The following is a 17,226-nucleotide window of genomic DNA, read 5'->3' on the forward strand; positions in this document are numbered from 1 at the left end:
ACTAATCCCCCTACTATGTGTAAGTGTTTTTTTCTCTCTCTTTGTATTATATCATCGAAATAATAGAAAAAGTCACACTGAATTCATCAGGTGACTTATTTTCTTTAGTTCGCTTCCATATGATCTTTTATCTCAGTTGAAATCCGACTGAATTCTCCTTCCGGTACAATAAAGTACCAAATTCCTCCAATGATTTGCCCGCTACCGGAAATCTCCATTGTGTCAATATTCGCTCTAGTGCCGAGGTAGTTGGTGAATAATGCTTGCATGTTTTTCATTTGCAGGTCAGTATTGACATTATTACCCACTATATCGAGAATCTCACCGACTTTTGTAATACTTGAAAAGCTTGCAGCCTCATTCATTGCAGCAGTTACGACAGCACGTTGTCTTTCATTACGCCCCATATCTCCACGTGGATCACTTTTTCTCATCCGAATGTAGGCTAATGCTTCTTTTCCATTTAAACGAAGATTACCTTCTTCAAAGTGAAAGCCATCCTGTGTGAAATCCATATGATTATCAATGGTTACGCCACCTAAAGCATCTACCCCAAGCTCAAAGCCTTCCATATTTATTTTACCGTAGAAGTGTACTGGAAGATCGAAGGCTTCTTCAACGGTTTGAACAGATAATTCAACCCCACCAAATGCATAGGCGTGATTGATTTTATCCATTCCTCGGCCAGGAATGTTGACATAAGTGTCTCTTGGAATACTGAGCATTTTCATCGAATCGGTCTTCGGATTTAATGACATGAGAATCATGGTATCGGAGCGACCTCTGTCACCTTCACGTTCATCTACACCTAGAAGTAAAATGTTGATTGATTTTTTGTCGTTGAAAATGCTATTAATCTCTTCTTGCCTTTTAGGGTCTTTATCACGATCCAATGGTTCATGCATGGTGTTAACCGTATCGTGTATTTTATCCCATACATACCATGCAAATCCTCCACCAGCTAGTAGAAGGAAAAGAAAAATCCCACCGACCCAGTATAACCATTTTCGTCTTTTCTTTTGTTTAAGTTCTTTCCTTGATTCCGCCACTGTCATTCTCCTTAATTGTTAACTATTGGAAATATTATATCGAATCCTGTCATTTTAGTCTATTGCAAAATAGGATTTATTACTCATTATTTTTGACTAATAGAATAGTGTTAATCGTATAGTGATTTAGTTCCTCCAAAAAGTAACAGAACGATTAGCAGTAATTAGGAGCAATATTTACTTTTCAATTGGGTTTCAAGTTAGTATGTTATTCTAAGAAAACTTATTTATATTATCGTTATCATAATAAATATATGATAAGAATAGACATGCATAGAAGTATATAAAATGAATTTGTTCTTTATAAAGAATATAAATACGTTAATAAGTACAAAAATATAAGTAATCTAAAGAAATATAAAGATAATCCAATAAAAACGTTCTTTATAGTGAATATTTGCCGGAATTTGAGGTTTTCATTTCTAAGTAAATTATCCTATACTCCAATTAGATTGTTCTTTATTAGGAACGAAATGAGTCTTATTGAAGAACGATAGTGTTTAACTGGTTAAATACATATGGAAAGAGAACGATTACCAAACTCTTTCCCGACACTTTTAAATTTGCGCAAATTTAAAGGTGAATTGTTCTGTAATTAGAATTTAAATTAGGGAGATGAACGAGAATGAGTATGAAGAAAAAGTTAGGTATGGGCATTACATCAGCTGCTTTAGGTATTGCATTAATTGGTGGGGGTACGTTTGCATACTTTAGTGATACTGCTACACAAACGAACACGTTTGCTTCCGGTACAATTCAACTTGATGTTGATCCAACTGTACAAGTAGAAATGAATAATCTTAAGCCTGGAGACTGGATGCCAAGATCGTTTGAATTACAAAACAATGGAACGCTTGATATTAAGTATGTTGACTTAAAAACAGATTATGCGGTTACAAGAAATGGTGAGGCTGTTAGTAATGAATTAGCAGATGCATATGCAGAACAACTTTATGTGCAATTCTTAAAGAATACTTCTGGGAATGCAGATTATGAAGTGTTGTTTGAAGTAAGTTTAAAAGACCTTCGTGATTTAACACCAGAAGATTTAGCAACAAAAGTAAATCTTGAAAACATTATGGTTGAAGAAGGGTATAGATACTGGGAATGGATTGTTTGGCCAGTATTTGGCAAATGGATAACTGTTGATCCAGTATTTGAAGATGTATCAGAAGAAGTATATGGTATTGGAGCTGGCGATAAAGCTAACTTTGATGTTCAATTCCGTTTCAATGATACTGGTGTAGCACAAAATGAACTACAAAATCTAGATTTAGAGCTTACTTGGACATTCGAAGGTTTCCAAACTGACGGAGAAGAAAAGTAATTTTTTGATAAACAAGAGGCTGGGGCATAACGAAAATATAGGTAATAAAAAACGAACTACCACCACATTAGCCCCGGAAATATACTGGAAGCAACCGCAAGTATATTTCCGGGGCGGGTATGATGCGCTAACTTTCATGTTCCGTTTTTTCTATGTTAGAAATAGTTTTGTCCCAGCCTCATTCCTTATTTATTAACTATCCTGGTTAATCGAAGTTTTGGAATAACGATGATAGTTAATAAAGGGGAGATAGGGGGAAGAATATGAGACAGTCACGAGTAGCTAAGTATCGGAAAAAACATAAAAAATTAATCATTCTCATGCAATTATTAGCTATCCTATATGCTTCTATCGCATCATTATCGCTCGTTACCTCAACTACTACGGCTCATTTTAGCTATACAAGTCCTAAGGTGACGACTACCATTTCTACAGCAAGTAACTGGTGGGATGGAAGTGAGTTAGCATTCCTGGATAATGCAACAGATGTTATACATAGCTGTCCACCAGTTGAAATCCAAGTCCAGATCAAGAATATTGGAGACGGTGACATGGCGGGTCCAACCGAATACAAAGTATTTTATTCTGAACAAAAAGGTAACCCTGAGAAACTGGGCAAAGAAATTGCAAATGGATTGATCCAACCATTAAATGCTGGTCAAGAAATAAGCCTTACATATACTGCAACAGAAGAAGGTTGGTATCAATTTATGGCGTATCAGCTACCAGGCTTTCATGAAAATGAAGAGAATAGAACGGAAATATGGAGCAATAAAGTAAAGGTACAATGCCCGCCACAAGATAAAAAACAGGAAGAAGATGCTGCTATCAATGAGGAAGAAGTGAGTGAAAATGAACCTAAAGAGGAAGAAATAGTAGAAGAGCAAACCGTCACACAACCAGAAGAAGAGAATGAAGATGAAAATAAGTCTAGCACGAAAAAAGATAATGCTAATGAAATAAAAGAAGTAGAGGAAAAACCAGTTGAAGAAAATGAATCGGTTCAATCAGAGAGTGAACCGATGGAAGAAGACACTGTGAATTCATCTGAGGAAGGAGAAAATTAAATGAATTTAAAAAAGGTCGCAAAATGGACTGGAAATTTGCTTACGTATGCCATGATGGCTGTACTAATCTTTTTAGCGTTTACGGTTGTTGCAACGAAAGCTTCAGGGGGAGAACCAGAAATTCTAGGCTATCAATTAAAAACGGTATTATCAGGATCAATGGAGCCAGAATTCAATACCGGTTCTATTATCGCAGTGGAGCCTGGTGGAGACATGACTCGTTTTCAATCGGGGGATGTTATCACATTCGTGGAAGAAGATGGAAAGTTAATTACCCATAGGGTCATAGAGGTAGTAAATAGTGGAGAACATGTTATGTATCGAACGAAGGGAGATAATAATGCTTCCCCAGATAGTAGCTTAGTACTTTCTGAAAATGTCGTTGCCCAGTATACAGGCTTCACTATTCCTTATCTAGGATATGTTGTTAACCTTGCACAATCCCAAAATGGAGCATTTTTACTATTAATACCAGGATTCATCCTAATCGTCTATGCCGGTTTCACTATTTGGCAAGCAGTTCGAGAATTAGAGGCTACGAATAGAAAACTAGCTAAACAAATACAGGAAAATAGTACGGCATCTTAATATAATTTTGATAGTTTTGCCTTAAGGGGGCGATGAATTGAAGCGGGTAATGTTGATTAGCTTGGCATTCGTTATCGGGTTTATTATGCTACATAATCCTTTATTAACGATGGCCGATGATTCCGATACAACAATTAATGACAAAGCAGAAATAGCAATCTCGCTTTCACCTAATGATATGCTTTTTAATGTGAATAATATGAAACCAGGAGACTGGGCACCAAGAACACTTACAGTTATGAATGATGGGAAAAATAATTTTCACTATCAGATAAGCATTAGCAATGAAGGGGAAGCGAAACTATTTAATGAACTTCTAATCGAAATGGAAGGGGGGGAAGGGATACTATATGAAGGTAAACTAGCAGAATTGGAAACGTTACCGAAGAGATTTCTTGCTGCTAACACATACGAAGAAATAGACATCACTGTTCGTTTTCCGGAACATCTTGGTAATGAGTTTCAAGGGTTAGCTGTTCTTTTTAACATGTCGTTTGTAGCAGAGGCAGCTAATAGTACCCCTGGTACGGGGGACTCTGATGGTGAAGATAATAGCACAACAGAGAAAGATGTAAAGCATGTGGGGGGTAAAATAAATGATGGAGATAACACAGCAGGATCGCCACTTCCTAAGACAGCAACAAATATGTTTCATTATTTATTAATTGGTACCTGTTTACTTCTAGCTGGCTTAATCCTTTATATCATTTCTAGAAGATTGAAAAGAGCACGGATGAGTAGGGTATAGCATATTGAAAAAAGTAATATGATTGGTTTGAACCTCCTACAAAACTAGTTCCATTCTGACAAAACAAGACATACATAAAGTACTAGTTCTTTAGTATAATAGATTTAGAAATAAATTCCATCTATACAAAGGCAACCTCATTGAAAGATGGGGACGCAAAGTCACAGGTCCAATACTGGATGGCTGGATTGCATAGATAAGTATGGGGGACGGGAATTTGAATAAAATGATCGGTTTAGACTATGAGTGGATTTTGTTAATTAAGGAGGCAAAAAAACAGGGGATGACCGTAGAAGAAATACGACTATTTCTAGCGGAAGCAAAGCACCATGCATAATTCTTTTGTTGTATTTTTGTACTTAATATAGAACTGCTCACCTGTTTGTGATATAATTTCGCTTGAAAGAGGTGAGTCGAATTGATCGGAGAAAAAATCAAACAATTACGCAAAGAAAAGAAAATGTCTATATCTGAGCTAGCAGAAAAAGCAAATGTTGCCAAGTCGTACTTAAGTTCAATCGAACGTAACCTCCAATCCAATCCATCTATTCAATTTATCGAGAAAATTAGTGCTGTTCTAGGTGTATCTGTAAATGAGTTAATTAATACGAAAGACTCCATAGAATTGGAGGATTTAGACGGAGAATGGCTAGAAATCGTCAAAGAAGCGATGGAATCTGGTGTATCGAAAGAAGACTTTAAGAGTTTCCTAGAATTTAATAAGTGGCGAAAAAATAATAATTAGAAACCGTAGATTATACTGCGGTTTTTTTATTGCTTGTGATATAGTAGGATATAAGATTTTGGACAAGTATGGTGAAATGATGAATCGTAAACCTATTTATTGGCTTCTTCCGATCGTATGGATGGCTGTCATTTTCTTTTCTTCTGCGACCCCATATGAAAAACAGGATATGAAGCCATTACTAGCGAGCATTATTGATTTTTCTTTTTTAGAACCGTATTTTAGTTGGGTTTCATTTACGTATAATCAAACAGAGGTAAGCATTGCTGCACTTGGTGTAGAAGGATTTATCGAATTTTTTCTTCGTAAAGGAGCACATTTCGGTGCATTTTTCCTATTGATGATTCTGTTTTGTATAGCATTTCGAAGGACAGTACATTGGAATTTACATAAAATTCTAGTTGTCTCATTTGGATTAACGATTGCATATGCTATTATGGATGAATTACATCAAGGTTTAACACCAAATAGAACGCCTTTTTATGGAGATGTAGTAATTGACGGAATCGGAGCTAGCATGGCATACTTCATTCTACTAATCTGGTATAAAAAATGGAAAAAACTATAAAATTTAATAATTATAGTAAATATCTCATAGATTTCATGGTATACTAGTTTTTATATTAAATCATAGTCAAGGCGGTAATTTCATGGTTGAGCGTGAGTTTTTTAAGAATATGATGAAAAAGGTAATTGATGATACAGAAAAAAATAAAATCCGTTCCTCTGAAGAATTAATTCAAACATTAATTAAAGAATTGAATGATCAACGAGAATTAAATCAAAATAAACGTATAATTAATTAACATTTGAGCTATTTCCTTTTTAGAGGGAATAGCTTTTTTCTTGTTTAGACCAGCTATTCCATAACTGGACAATAGTACTACCTTATGATAATTTGGGAGTGTAGTTAGCGAAGGGTTGGGACATAAATGGATCATACAGCACTTTTGATAAAAAATGTAACCGTATTCTTAGAGAACACAAGAATTCCTAATGGAAGTCTTATCATTGAACAAGGAAAAATAAGCGAGATCTATCCGGAAAATGAAAAGCCTAAACAGTATCCAAGTCGATTTAAAATGATTGATGGGGAAGGATTATATGCTGTTCCAGGCTTTATTGACGGGCACATTCACGGTGCTAATGGAGCAGACGTAATGGATGGAACAGACGAAGCATTAGATACCATTGCAGAAGCACTACCGAAAGAAGGGACAACTAGTTTCCTTGCAACGACGATTACCCAGTCAGTAGAACAAATTGAACAGGCACTACGTACGGTTGCGGATTATCAACCTAAAGAGAATGGGGCCGAGATAATTGGGATTCATCTGGAAGGTCCTTTTATAGAAGAAAGTAAGAAGGGTGCACAGCCACTAGAGCATATTCGTAGACCAGATAGTGCTCTTTTTGACAAATGGCAGAAGCTCTCTAATGATATGATTAAAACGATTACGATGGCACCAGAGCATGATCCAGAGGGATTGTTTATCCGCCATTTAGCAAATCAGGGTGTCAATATATCAGCAGGGCATACGGCAATTGATTTTAAAGGGATGAAAGAAGCGGTATCCAATGGGGTTAAGCAGGTTACACATTTATGCAATGCCATGACAGGGATACATCATCGAGATATTGGTGTAGTAGGAGCAACATTTCTGTTAGAAGAATTGCGAGCAGAACTTATTGCTGATGGCATCCATGTCGCTCCTGAAATGATAGAAGTAATCTATCGAAATATGGGAAGTGATCGGATAATGCTCATTACGGATGCCATGCGAGCAAAATGCTTACATGCTGGTACATATGAACTTGGTGGTCAAACCGTTTTAGTAGATGAGCATCGAGCTGTACTTGAGGATGGAACACTAGCAGGTAGTATTTTGAAAATGAATCATGGTGTTAAGCAAATGTTGAAGATACAGGATGTTTGTTTAGAGGATGTCATTAAAATGGCGAGCACGAATCCAGCAAAACAACTGGGAGTATACGACCGGAAAGGAAGTATTGATAAAGGGAAAGATGCAGATATTTTATTAGTTGATGAGAACTTTACGATAAACTATACAATTTGCCGTGGTACGATAGCATACAAAGGAGACGAGTGATATGAACATCATATCTGCCAAGGATTATCAGGGTATAAGCTTGAAAGCTTGTGAATTTATTATTCAAACTATTAAAGAGTTAGACCGGCCAGTATTAGGACTTGCGACCGGCTCTACGCCAGAAGGTCTGTATCAATGTCTAATTAATCGAAATAAAGAGAATCAAGTTTCTTTCCAAGATGTGACCACATTTAATTTGGATGAATATGTAGGGCTAACAGCCAATCATCCGAATAGTTATCGCTATTATATGAATGAAAAACTGTTTCAGCATATTGATATTACTATAGAGAATACATATATTCCAAATGGTTCTGCCGAGGATTTAGAAAAAGAATGTGTAGCTTACGAGGAATTAATTCAACAACACGATTCTATCGATTTACAAATTCTAGGAATAGGCCATAATGGACATATTGGATTTAATGAACCTGGAACACCGTTTACTACCCGAACACATATCGTTGAATTAGCGGAGACTACTCGTAAAGCTAATGCTCGTTTCTTCAATTCATGGGAAGAAGTACCATCACAAGCGATTACGACTGGAATAGGTACGATTATGGATAGTAAACAGATTTTATTACTAGTATCTGGTGAGGATAAAGCTGAAGCATTGTACCGATTGTTACATGGAGAAATTACCGAACAATTTCCAGCATCCGTATTGAAGGACCATCCGAATGTTACTGTAATTGCAGATGAAGCAGCTTTATCAAAAGTGTATCAATAAAAAAACTTGGCGTCATGATTGAAACGCCAAGTTTTTTCTATTCCTTTGTACTATCAACCTCGATTTCCACATACTTTTCGCCGATTGCTTGTATGACAGCTTGTCCGTTCGTTAAATCTGTCATCCATTCTTGAAAGGCAGTTTCCTGACCATCTTCTACATAGACAATAAATTCTACATTCTCCAGATACTGTATCGTTTCTAACATATGTTCAGAATTCCGTAATTCATTTTCAAGCTTGCCGAGTAGAGTATAATCGACCATGATGGAAATCCCTTTCATTAATTGTCTTTTAATAATTCCAACTGCTTTAATCGCTTCTGAGGTTGAACTGCCGTAAGCACGGATTAGCCCTCCAGCACCAAGCTTGATTCCACCGAAATATCTCGTGACGACTACTGCGGTGTCTTTAAGATTCTGTTTTTTTAGGACTTCAAGCATGGGCACTCCAGCTGTCCCGCTCGGTTCCCCATCATCGTTTGCCTTTTGGATATGGTCATGCTCTCCAATTATATATGCAGAACAATTATGTGTTGCATCATGATACTTTCTCTTCATTTCCTGGATAAAGCTCTGGGCTTCTTCTTCTGTTTCAACACGTTTAATCGTGCCTATAAATCTTGATTTTTGAATAACGATTTCGTGTGATCCGCCATCTTTATTCACAGTATAATAGTTGGTTAACACAGGAATAAATCCTCCTCCTAGTTGTGTTCTAGTCTAATATAAGGAAAAAATATGTTTGAGTAAAGAAATGTTTGGGTATATGTTACTAGGGTAAATGCAAATAATTAATCATTTTTATAAAAACTTTCCAAATAACCCTATAAAAAAAGATTTTTAGCACGTATAATTATACCATAGGTTGGTGAGTGCTGATGGCAGTAAAAACTAGGGAAAAAGCTTTAGATTATATTCTCAACGAAATGGTAGACGTAGTTGAGAACAGTAAGGATGAGGTTTTTCACATAAGTGAGGAGGCTCGTACGGAGTATGAACGATTGCTTCGAGATTTGGAGTACACCAAGGCTAAAGTATTACGTTACATAGATGAAGGTGACAAATTAGAGCAAAATGTTCGGTACTCAAGAAAGCGTTTATCAGAAGTCAGTAAATACTTTGACCGCTATTCTGAAGATGAGATTCGAGAAGTATATGAATCGACACATGAGCTTCAGACAAAACTAGCCATGCTTCGTCAAGAGGAAAAAGGACTACGTGAAAAGCGTGATGAGTTGGAGAGAAGACTGCAAAACATTGATCATACGATTAAGCGTGCAGAAAATCTTGCCAATAAAATATCTGTCATACTCACATATTTAACAGATGACTTCAGACAAGTAAACGAAATGATAGAAGAGGCTAAGGAAAAACAGGAATTTAGTTTAAGAATTATTGAAGCACAAGAGGAAGAAAGAAAACGAATTTCTAGGGAAATTCATGATGGACCTGCACAAATGCTTGCGAATATTCTCTTACGCTCTGAATTAGTTGATCGTACCTTCCGTGAAGGAAGTACAGATGATGCTTTAGAAGAAATTCGAAGCTTACGTAAAATGGTTCGTTCATCACTTTATGAGGTTCGTCGTATTATTTATGATCTGCGTCCAATGGCCCTCGATGACTTAGGTCTAATTCCAACGATTAAGAAATATATCACGACTACATCGGAGTACAACAATATCAATATTGAATTTACATCGATTGGTGAAGTAAAACGAATAAATCAGAAGTATGAGATAGCAGTGTTTCGATTAGCACAAGAAGCAATACAAAATGCTGTAAAACACGCGGAATCAACCTTAATTACTGTTAAGATTGAAATATGTACAAGAAATTTAAATTTAATCGTAACAGATAATGGAAAAGGCTTCGATCCATCTATAAAACGAGATAAGTCATTTGGTTTAATGGGAATGAAAGAGCGTGTTGAGATGTTTGATGGTGTAATGGATATTAAATCGACTATTGGAAAAGGTACAAAAATCGTTATTCAATTACCCATGGAAGGGCTCTTTTAACATAGATATTATAGAAATTGTCTATCAGATAAACGTAATAGGGGAGAATATTACGTAATGGGGAGGAACAGACAATGAGTTTAGAAAAAAATGTTAGTATCGTCTTAATTGATGATCATAAGTTATTTCGTGAAGGGGTTAAACGTATTTTAGAATTTGAACCATCATTTAATGTAGTAGCAGAGGGTGATGATGGTGCAATGGCAACTAAGCTAGTCCAAGAATATAACCCAGATGTAATATTAATGGATATCAACATGCCAAACATGAATGGTGTACAGGCTACTGCTGAATTAGTACGTAATTATCCTAAATCAAAAGTAATTATCTTATCGATTCATGATGATGAAAGCTATGTAACACATGCACTGAAAACAGGTGCACAAGGATATTTATTAAAAGAGATGGACTCTAATTCACTTATTGAAGCGATTAAGGTTGTTAGTGAGGGAGGCTCTTACTTACATCCGAAAGTAACCCATAACCTCGTACAAGAATATCGTCGACTAGCAAAGGAAAACGTAGCTGTTGGTATAGGTGGAAGCCGAGTAGAATACCATCGCCCTTTACACTTGTTAACTAAACGTGAGTGTGAAGTACTGCAACTTTTAGCGGATGGTAAAAGTAACCGCGCTGTTGCAGAAGCGTTATATATTAGTGAAAAGACGGTTAAAAACCATGTAAGTAACATTCTTCAAAAAATGAATGTAAATGATAGAACCCAAGCAGTAGTATCTGCAATAAGAAAAGGCTGGGTTGAGGTATTATAATTTTTTTCTGAAATAGATCCTTGGTATTGATAATATCAAGGGTCTTTTGTTGTGTGTAGAGATAACCAATATGTTAGGGAGTTCCTTATTGCGGAAAACGCTATATTTTTTCAAATAGCTGGATACAGATTGAAGTAAACAGTTATACTGATTTGGTATATTTTTTTGACTTTAGTTATGTATCCACATATCTTGGTGCATTTTTTATTACATTCATGTAGAATATAAGAAGCACACATTTTGTACAATGAAAATAAAAAATTGGAGAGGAAGGGAAGAAATGAAGGTTGCTGTAATGACTGACAGCACTGCATATATTCCAAAGGATATGCGTGACGCTTACGGAATACATATGATTCCGCTAAGTGTGAACTTTGGCGATGAAACATATCAAGAGGAAATTGATATTTCAACAGAAGAATTTTATCGAAAGATTAAAGATGTAAAAGAACTTCCAACTACTTCTCAGCCTGCTATTGGTCTGATTACGGAAAAATTAGAAGAACTAAGCAAAGAGTTTGATGCGGTGATATCGGTTCATTTATCTAGTGGTATTAGTGGTACTTACCAAGCAGTAGTAAGTGCGGGGGATATGGTAGATGGAATCGATGTTTATGCCTTTGATTCTGAAATTAGTTGTATGGCTCAAGGTTTCTATGCAATAGAAGCGGCTGAAATGGCAAAGGAAAATAAGTCACCGGAAGCAATCATGAATCGTTTATATGAAATGCAGGAAACGATGCATGGATTCTTTATGGTAGATGATCTTACTAATCTACATCGTGGTGGCAGACTTAACGGAGCACAAGCACTTGTTGGTAGCCTTCTACAAGTTAAACCGGTGCTACACTTTGTTGATAAGATTATTGTTCCTTTTGAAAAAATTCGCACCCGTAAAAAAGCACTGAATCGTATCTTAAGTATGTTAGAAGAGGATGCGAGGGAAGACAAGGTAGCGAAAGTGGTGTTTGTTCATGCAAATGATGAACAAGCTGCTATTGATTTAAAAGAAGATTTTAATGAGAAATACCCCAATACGGAAGCCTTAATTAGCTACTTCGGACCTGTAATTGGTACGCATGTTGGTGAAGGGGCAATTGGAGTATGCTGGTACTATAAATAAGCAATCATTTTATTTATTATATTCATGGCTGTCAGGATAACTGGCAGTCTATCCTTTTAAAAGAAAGTGAGTGAGGATATGACGAATATATTAGAATCTTCCAAACAACCTCCTGATATATATCCATACGCTGGTAAATTACTTCTCCAATCGGAACTTCCTGCTGATGCTAATCTCCAACTGTTTACCTCAATCCCATCTATAAGGAGAAAGCTATTTTCCTTTACATGTATGCGCTGTGGAAATCAGAAGCACTCCTTATTTGGCAAGATACCCTGTGCTAAATGTAATAGGACACATCTTTACTGTAGGAATTGTATTCAAATGGGTAGAGTGATGGAATGTGAGTCGTTATATTATTATTCGGGTGAAGAGCCAACTTGGACTAACTATCCGTCGCCAATGACCTGGAAGGGGGCACTTACTCCCGCTCAACAACAGGCTTCTAGTAAACTAGTACAAGCTATCCAGGATAGAATGGAAGCGTACTTAGTTTGGGCGGTTTGTGGATCTGGAAAGACCGAAATGCTTTTTGAGGCTATTGAAAAAGGATTACAGCTTGGAAAAAGAATTTGTATTGCCACTCCTCGTGCTGATGTTGTCCGTGAATTGAAACCACGAATCCAGTCCGCTTTTCAAGAAGTACCAATCCAAGCTTTATATGGTGGAAGTGAAGAGAGAGATGGAACCACACAACTCATTATTGCGACAACCCATCAGCTATTACGCTTTCATAAAACCTTTGATATCATGATTATTGATGAAATTGACGCTTTCCCATATCATAATGACCCCAGCCTGGCCTTCGCAGTAAACCGGGCAAAGAAATCGATTAGCACCACGATCTATTTAACCGCGACGCCAAGACAAGACCTTCGTAATCGCATTGCACGTAAACAGCTCCCACATACGTTTGTTCCGATTCGCTATCATGGCCACCCACTACCTGTTCCACAAATGGTCATAAGTTATTCCTTGAGAAAATCATTGAAACAAAATAAGTTACCTAAGCCTTTAATAAACTGGATGACCCATAGAGAAAACCCGAAACGGCAGATGCTACTGTTCGTTCCAACTATCGAGCTGGCGGAGAACTTAGCGACCATGTTGAAGGAAATGAGGAATTTACCTTTCCAAGCAATTGATTCTGTTCATTCGGATGATGAGGAAAGAATAGAGAAGATTAATCAATTCAGAAATCGAGAAATTGATCTATTAATATCCACTACCATATTAGAGCGAGGGGTTACGTTTCCTTCTGTAGATGTGATGGTATTGGATGCAGGACATACGGTATTTGATGAAGCGGCATTAGTTCAAATAGCTGGTAGGGCAGGAAGAAGTGCAGATGATCCAACCGGAGAGGTAATATTCTTGCATGAAGGGAAAACAGATGCAATGGTTCAAGCCATCCAATCGATTAAGCAAATGAATAAAAGAGGGGGATTTTAGAGGGTGAATTGTTTATGCTGTCATGAAGAAATAAATATAGAGTTGGACTGGGATAATTTTTTGTTTCCGCCAAAGCCTAGCAAGATTTGTGATAATTGTAAACGGCAGATGACTCTCCTTAATGGAAATCGGTGTAACCGGTGTAGTCGTGTAACAGAAGCTAAATTATGTGATGATTGCTTGCGATGGGAAAGGTATTATGATGGAGTCGATGTACTCGAGTGTAATTATTCTGTCTATACGTATTCCTCATTTATGCAAGACATAATAGCGAAATGGAAATACCGAGGAGATTATGAGCTCGGTACTGTATTTGAAGAATCTTATACCACATACTTCCAAAAAGCATTTGCTTCGATTAAAAATGCTGTTATCATTCCAATTCCATTGAGTATGGAAAGACTCCAAGAGAGATGTTTTAATCAAGCAGAAATGTTAGCTTCATTTTTATCCCTTAAGAAAATGAATATCCTATCCCGCACCCACGGTGAAAAACAATCCAAAAAGTCTCGAAACGAAAGAATTTATTCTGAAAATCCATTTATATTGCAGGAAAAACTAAACAATCCTGTCATTCTTGTCGATGATATATATACAACAGGTACTACGTTACGTCATGCAGCCAAGTTATTGAAAGATGCCGGATGTCCCGAAGTATATTCTTATACGTTAATTCGTGGATAATTGGTATGGTGTGGTATGATAATGTTATGAGGAGAAATGATGGAAATGGCTGAATTAACCAACTGTACAAAATGTGGCAAAGTATTTGTGAAAAATCTTCGAGATATTTGTCAAGATTGCTATAAGGAAGAAGAAGCTGCATTTAAGATAGTATATGAATTTCTAAAAAAACAAAAAAATCGAGAAGCTACATTACGAGAAGTGGTGGAAGCAACAGGAGTAGAGGAAACATTAATAACGAAATTTATTAAGGAAAAAAGACTACGTACTTCGATGTTTCCAAAGCTCGGATACCCATGTGAACGATGTGGAACCCCCATTACGACTGGTAAAATATGTACTTCATGTTCCGTTGAACTTCATAAGGAACTGAATAAAATAGATAAGATTGAAAAAGTAGTAGAACGGAATAAAGAATCGCAAGCAAAAGAGAAAATTTATTATACGTTAGACAAACATCGTAGATAATACTTTACTTAATAGATAATATGCCGATATAGAAAGTAAGTATCAATTCGATCGGATTATTAGTGAGGTGATCTTATGAAAATAAATGGACCTAATCAAACGAATTTTAACCCATATAAGAATCAAATCCAACAGCAAATGGATAGGAAGAAATCCGCTAAGCCACAGGATCAATTACAGATTTCGTCTCAAGCGAAGCAATTACAGGAAAATACAAAAGCAAATGCTAAGCGTGAAGCATATGTGCAAGAAATAAAGAATCGTGTTGAATCAGGCGAGTATACCATCGATTTTGAAAAAACAGCACAAAAAATGATCGATTTCTGGTCGAAGCAATAAGAGGAGGACTCACCAATTGTCCGTACAAGTAATTATTGAAAAGCTCGAAAAGCTAATAGTGGCTCATGAACAATTGTTAGACCTTTCAAAGGAAAAAACAGCTATCGTTAAAGAAGGCAATGTGGAAAATTTGCATCCTGTATTAATAAAGGAACGTAAAATCCTACACCAAATCACTCAACTAGAAGAGAGTCGGCAGAAAGAAGTGGAGGATTGGTTTGCGAATCATGGCCTAACCAATGAGGAAGCAACCGTTACTAATTTAGTTAATCAACTAAGTAATCATGAAGAGCAGAAAGCGATAGAAGAAAGTGCTGTTCGCTTAACGGAAGCTATCGTGAATTTAAAGCAACAGGAACAATTGAACATGGCACTAATTCAACAGTCTATGCAGTTTGTTCAGCTTTCCATTGATTTACTGAGCCCATCGTTAAAAAACTTGAATTATGGAAAAGACCAAGAGCAATCACAGATGAATCGCTCGGTCTTTGATTCAAAAGCATAAGAAATAATAATAGCGAAGGAGAAATGAAATGAGTACATTCCACGGCTTGGAAATGGCGAAAAGAGCGCTATTTACCCAACAATCCGCTTTATATACAACGGGTCATAATATTTCAAACGCGAATACAGAAGGCTATACGAGACAACGTGTTAATTTTGAGACGTTGCCAGGCTATCCAAGTGGTTCAATTAATCGTCCACAAATACCTGGCCAACTTGGACAAGGTGTACAAGCTGGGTCTGTGGAACGTATTCGGGATAAATTCTTAGATCTTCAATTTCGTTCGGAAAACAGTAAAGCGAGCTATTGGGAAACAATGTCCGGATCCCTTTATCGTGTGGAGAGCCTTCTAAATGAACCGTCAGAAAGTGGTTTATCTAGCACGATGGACAAGTTTTGGCAATCATTACAGGATTTAGCGGGTAATCCTGAAAATTCTGGTGCTAGATCGGTTGTCGTCCAACGCGGGCTTGCAGTAGCAGATACATTTAACTATCTAAGAGAAAACCTAACGAAGATGCAAGCAGATGTTAGCAATCAGATTGATGTAACCATTGGTGATGCAAATTCTATTCTTCGTCAGATTAATCGAATTAATGATCAAATTAAAGAACTCGAGCCACATGGCTATGTAACAAATGACCTATATGACCAGCGTGATAACTTAATTGATAAATTATCCGGTATTGTGAATATAAAGGTTCATCGAGATCCGAGTTCAGAAAGTGCACTAGATATTGCGGATGGTCTAGCTAGAATCGAATTAGTACAAGATAATGGACAGTCCTATCCTACCCCTATTTTTCTTTTAGAACCAGGCGAAGAACCAGTAGAGTTTGGTCTAAATGAAGAGAAGGAAATAACGCTAAATGGTGAAGCGGTAGACCTTCCTTCAGGCTCGTTGAAAGCATTAAATGATGTACTAGGAACAAATGACGCAGATGAGAACGCGGTATCATTTACATCACTTCTTAACCAGCTGGATGAGTTGGCGCAAACCTTTGTTGATAAGTTTAATGAACAGCATGCAGAAGGTAAAGATATGAATGGTCAAGATGGAACGGATTTCTTCCAATATAATGATGGCGTCATGACAGTAGTTGCTAGTTTAGTAGATGACCCTAATTTAATTGCAGCTAGTGAAAATGGAGATAGTGGAAATGGAGCTAATGCATTAGAATTAGCCAAAATGTTTGAAGATAAAAATGAAGACGATGCTATTAATGGAAAGTCGATAAAAGGCTTTTACCAAAGTATGATTGGTAACTTAGGTGTGGCAGCACAGGAAGCAAACCGAATGGCAGATAATACAGTAGTCCTTCGTTCCCAAGTGGAGGAACAACGAATGTCAGTAAGCTCTGTTTCACTTGATGAGGAAATGACGAATATGATTAAATTCCAACATGCCTATAACGCAGCAGCTAGAAGTATGACTGCAGTGGATGAACTTTTAGACCGAATCATTAACAATATGGGAATTGTAGGAAGGTAGGAA

Annotated in this window: 21 protein-coding genes and 1 riboswitch; of the genes, 19 read left to right on the forward strand and 2 right to left on the reverse strand. The window is 36.8% G+C overall.

Going from position 1 to position 17,226, the window contains the following annotated elements; all coding sequences use genetic code 11:
* Positions 1-104: 104 nt before the first annotated feature.
* Positions 105-1,049, reverse strand: a complete 945-nt coding sequence (locus MKY78_RS15130; RefSeq protein ID WP_339213835.1) for an LCP family protein — start codon at positions 1,047-1,049, stop codon at positions 105-107.
* A gap of 625 nt (positions 1,050-1,674) precedes the next feature.
* Here MKY78_RS15130 and MKY78_RS15135 point away from each other — a divergent pair.
* The 10 genes from MKY78_RS15135 (at position 1,675) to nagB (ending at position 8,368) form a co-directional block, all read left to right on the forward strand.
* A complete protein-coding gene (locus MKY78_RS15135; RefSeq protein ID WP_339213837.1) occupies positions 1,675-2,376 on the forward strand; it encodes a TasA family protein in 702 nt (233 codons plus the stop codon).
* A 263-nt stretch (positions 2,377-2,639) separates the two neighbouring features.
* On the forward strand, positions 2,640-3,443 hold the full coding sequence (gene tapA, locus MKY78_RS15140; protein ID WP_339213839.1) for an amyloid fiber anchoring/assembly protein TapA: 804 nt from the start codon (positions 2,640-2,642) through the stop codon (positions 3,441-3,443).
* The gene (locus MKY78_RS15145) at positions 3,444-4,031 is read left to right on the forward strand and encodes a signal peptidase I (protein WP_339213840.1); all 588 of its coding nucleotides are present in this window, start codon (positions 3,444-3,446) and stop codon (positions 4,029-4,031) included.
* Positions 4,032-4,068: 37 nt separating this feature from the next.
* Complete coding sequence (locus MKY78_RS15150) at positions 4,069-4,779, forward strand: LPXTG cell wall anchor domain-containing protein (RefSeq protein ID WP_339213842.1); 711 nt, start codon at positions 4,069-4,071, stop codon at positions 4,777-4,779.
* A gap of 120 nt (positions 4,780-4,899) precedes the next feature.
* A riboswitch (cyclic di-GMP riboswitch) is annotated at positions 4,900-4,975 on the forward strand.
* 30 nt (positions 4,976-5,005) lie between these two features.
* Entirely contained in the window at positions 5,006-5,116 is a 111-nt protein-coding gene (locus MKY78_RS15155; RefSeq protein ID WP_246521669.1) for an anti-repressor SinI family protein, read from the forward strand.
* 81 nt (positions 5,117-5,197) lie between these two features.
* A complete protein-coding gene (locus MKY78_RS15160; protein WP_186870620.1) occupies positions 5,198-5,524 on the forward strand; it encodes a helix-turn-helix domain-containing protein in 327 nt (108 codons plus the stop codon).
* A gap of 76 nt (positions 5,525-5,600) precedes the next feature.
* Complete coding sequence (locus tag MKY78_RS15165) at positions 5,601-6,092, forward strand: VanZ family protein (RefSeq protein ID WP_339213844.1); 492 nt, start codon at positions 5,601-5,603, stop codon at positions 6,090-6,092.
* Between the two features lie 82 nt (positions 6,093-6,174).
* A complete protein-coding gene (locus MKY78_RS15170; protein WP_186870618.1) occupies positions 6,175-6,330 on the forward strand; it encodes a hypothetical protein in 156 nt (51 codons plus the stop codon).
* Between the two features lie 126 nt (positions 6,331-6,456).
* Positions 6,457-7,635 carry an N-acetylglucosamine-6-phosphate deacetylase gene (nagA, locus tag MKY78_RS15175; protein ID WP_339213846.1) on the forward strand — a complete coding sequence of 393 codons (1,179 nt, stop codon included), beginning with the start codon at positions 6,457-6,459 and terminating at the stop codon, positions 7,633-7,635.
* Between the two features lies 1 nt (position 7,636).
* Entirely contained in the window at positions 7,637-8,368 is a 732-nt protein-coding gene (gene nagB, locus MKY78_RS15180; RefSeq protein WP_339213848.1) for a glucosamine-6-phosphate deaminase, read from the forward strand.
* A 37-nt stretch (positions 8,369-8,405) separates the two neighbouring features.
* Here nagB and MKY78_RS15185 read toward each other — a convergent pair whose 3' ends face one another.
* Positions 8,406-9,056, reverse strand: a complete 651-nt coding sequence (locus MKY78_RS15185) for a YigZ family protein (RefSeq protein ID WP_339213850.1) — start codon at positions 9,054-9,056, stop codon at positions 8,406-8,408.
* A 191-nt stretch (positions 9,057-9,247) separates the two neighbouring features.
* Between MKY78_RS15185 and MKY78_RS15190 the strand changes: the two genes are divergently transcribed.
* The 9 genes from MKY78_RS15190 (at position 9,248) to flgK (ending at position 17,223) form a co-directional block, all read left to right on the forward strand.
* Positions 9,248-10,390, forward strand: coding sequence for a histidine kinase (locus tag MKY78_RS15190; protein ID WP_339213852.1), 1,143 nt, complete (start codon positions 9,248-9,250; stop codon positions 10,388-10,390).
* A gap of 74 nt (positions 10,391-10,464) precedes the next feature.
* A complete protein-coding gene (locus tag MKY78_RS15195) occupies positions 10,465-11,160 on the forward strand; it encodes a response regulator transcription factor (RefSeq protein ID WP_186870613.1) in 696 nt (231 codons plus the stop codon).
* 280 nt (positions 11,161-11,440) lie between these two features.
* Positions 11,441-12,283, forward strand: a complete 843-nt coding sequence (locus tag MKY78_RS15200) for a DegV family protein (protein ID WP_339213854.1) — start codon at positions 11,441-11,443, stop codon at positions 12,281-12,283.
* Positions 12,284-12,607: 324 nt separating this feature from the next.
* A complete protein-coding gene (locus MKY78_RS15205) occupies positions 12,608-13,735 on the forward strand; it encodes a DEAD/DEAH box helicase (RefSeq protein ID WP_339213856.1) in 1,128 nt (375 codons plus the stop codon).
* A gap of 255 nt (positions 13,736-13,990) precedes the next feature.
* Complete coding sequence (locus MKY78_RS15210; RefSeq protein WP_339213858.1) at positions 13,991-14,419, forward strand: phosphoribosyltransferase family protein; 429 nt, start codon at positions 13,991-13,993, stop codon at positions 14,417-14,419.
* Between the two features lie 45 nt (positions 14,420-14,464).
* On the forward strand, positions 14,465-14,887 hold the full coding sequence (locus MKY78_RS15215) for a TIGR03826 family flagellar region protein (protein WP_339213860.1): 423 nt from the start codon (positions 14,465-14,467) through the stop codon (positions 14,885-14,887).
* Positions 14,888-14,962: 75 nt separating this feature from the next.
* Entirely contained in the window at positions 14,963-15,226 is a 264-nt protein-coding gene (gene flgM / locus MKY78_RS15220) for a flagellar biosynthesis anti-sigma factor FlgM (protein WP_339213862.1), read from the forward strand.
* A gap of 16 nt (positions 15,227-15,242) precedes the next feature.
* On the forward strand, positions 15,243-15,731 hold the full coding sequence (locus tag MKY78_RS15225) for a flagellar protein FlgN (protein WP_339213864.1): 489 nt from the start codon (positions 15,243-15,245) through the stop codon (positions 15,729-15,731).
* Between the two features lie 28 nt (positions 15,732-15,759).
* Entirely contained in the window at positions 15,760-17,223 is a 1,464-nt protein-coding gene (gene flgK, locus MKY78_RS15230) for a flagellar hook-associated protein FlgK (protein ID WP_339213866.1), read from the forward strand.
* Positions 17,224-17,226: the final 3 nt, after the last annotated feature.

It is taken from the genome of Ornithinibacillus sp. FSL M8-0202 (genome assembly GCF_037975285.1).
GTDB classification, from domain to species: domain Bacteria; phylum Bacillota; class Bacilli; order Bacillales; family Amphibacillaceae; genus Ornithinibacillus; species Ornithinibacillus massiliensis.

Coding starts and splice junctions, on each gene's coding strand:
- tapA (WP_339213839.1), top strand. CDS start 2,640: ATGAGACAGTCACGAGTAGCTAAGTATCGGAAAAAACATAAAAAATTA.
- nagA (WP_339213846.1), top strand. CDS start 6,457: ATGGATCATACAGCACTTTTGATAAAAAATGTAACCGTATTCTTAGAG.
- MKY78_RS15155 (WP_246521669.1), top strand. CDS start 5,006: ATGATCGGTTTAGACTATGAGTGGATTTTGTTAATTAAGGAGGCAAAA.
- nagB (WP_339213848.1), top strand. CDS start 7,637: ATGAACATCATATCTGCCAAGGATTATCAGGGTATAAGCTTGAAAGCT.
- MKY78_RS15135 (WP_339213837.1), top strand. CDS start 1,675: ATGAGTATGAAGAAAAAGTTAGGTATGGGCATTACATCAGCTGCTTTA.
- MKY78_RS15215 (WP_339213860.1), top strand. CDS start 14,465: ATGGCTGAATTAACCAACTGTACAAAATGTGGCAAAGTATTTGTGAAA.
- MKY78_RS15205 (WP_339213856.1), top strand. CDS start 12,608: ATGGGTAGAGTGATGGAATGTGAGTCGTTATATTATTATTCGGGTGAA.
- flgM (WP_339213862.1), top strand. CDS start 14,963: ATGAAAATAAATGGACCTAATCAAACGAATTTTAACCCATATAAGAAT.
- flgK (WP_339213866.1), top strand. CDS start 15,760: ATGAGTACATTCCACGGCTTGGAAATGGCGAAAAGAGCGCTATTTACC.
- MKY78_RS15165 (WP_339213844.1), top strand. CDS start 5,601: ATGATGAATCGTAAACCTATTTATTGGCTTCTTCCGATCGTATGGATG.
- MKY78_RS15200 (WP_339213854.1), top strand. CDS start 11,441: ATGAAGGTTGCTGTAATGACTGACAGCACTGCATATATTCCAAAGGAT.
- MKY78_RS15195 (WP_186870613.1), top strand. CDS start 10,465: ATGAGTTTAGAAAAAAATGTTAGTATCGTCTTAATTGATGATCATAAG.
- MKY78_RS15190 (WP_339213852.1), top strand. CDS start 9,248: ATGGCAGTAAAAACTAGGGAAAAAGCTTTAGATTATATTCTCAACGAA.
- MKY78_RS15170 (WP_186870618.1), top strand. CDS start 6,175: ATGGTTGAGCGTGAGTTTTTTAAGAATATGATGAAAAAGGTAATTGAT.
- MKY78_RS15145 (WP_339213840.1), top strand. CDS start 3,444: ATGAATTTAAAAAAGGTCGCAAAATGGACTGGAAATTTGCTTACGTAT.
- MKY78_RS15210 (WP_339213858.1), top strand. CDS start 13,991: ATGCAAGACATAATAGCGAAATGGAAATACCGAGGAGATTATGAGCTC.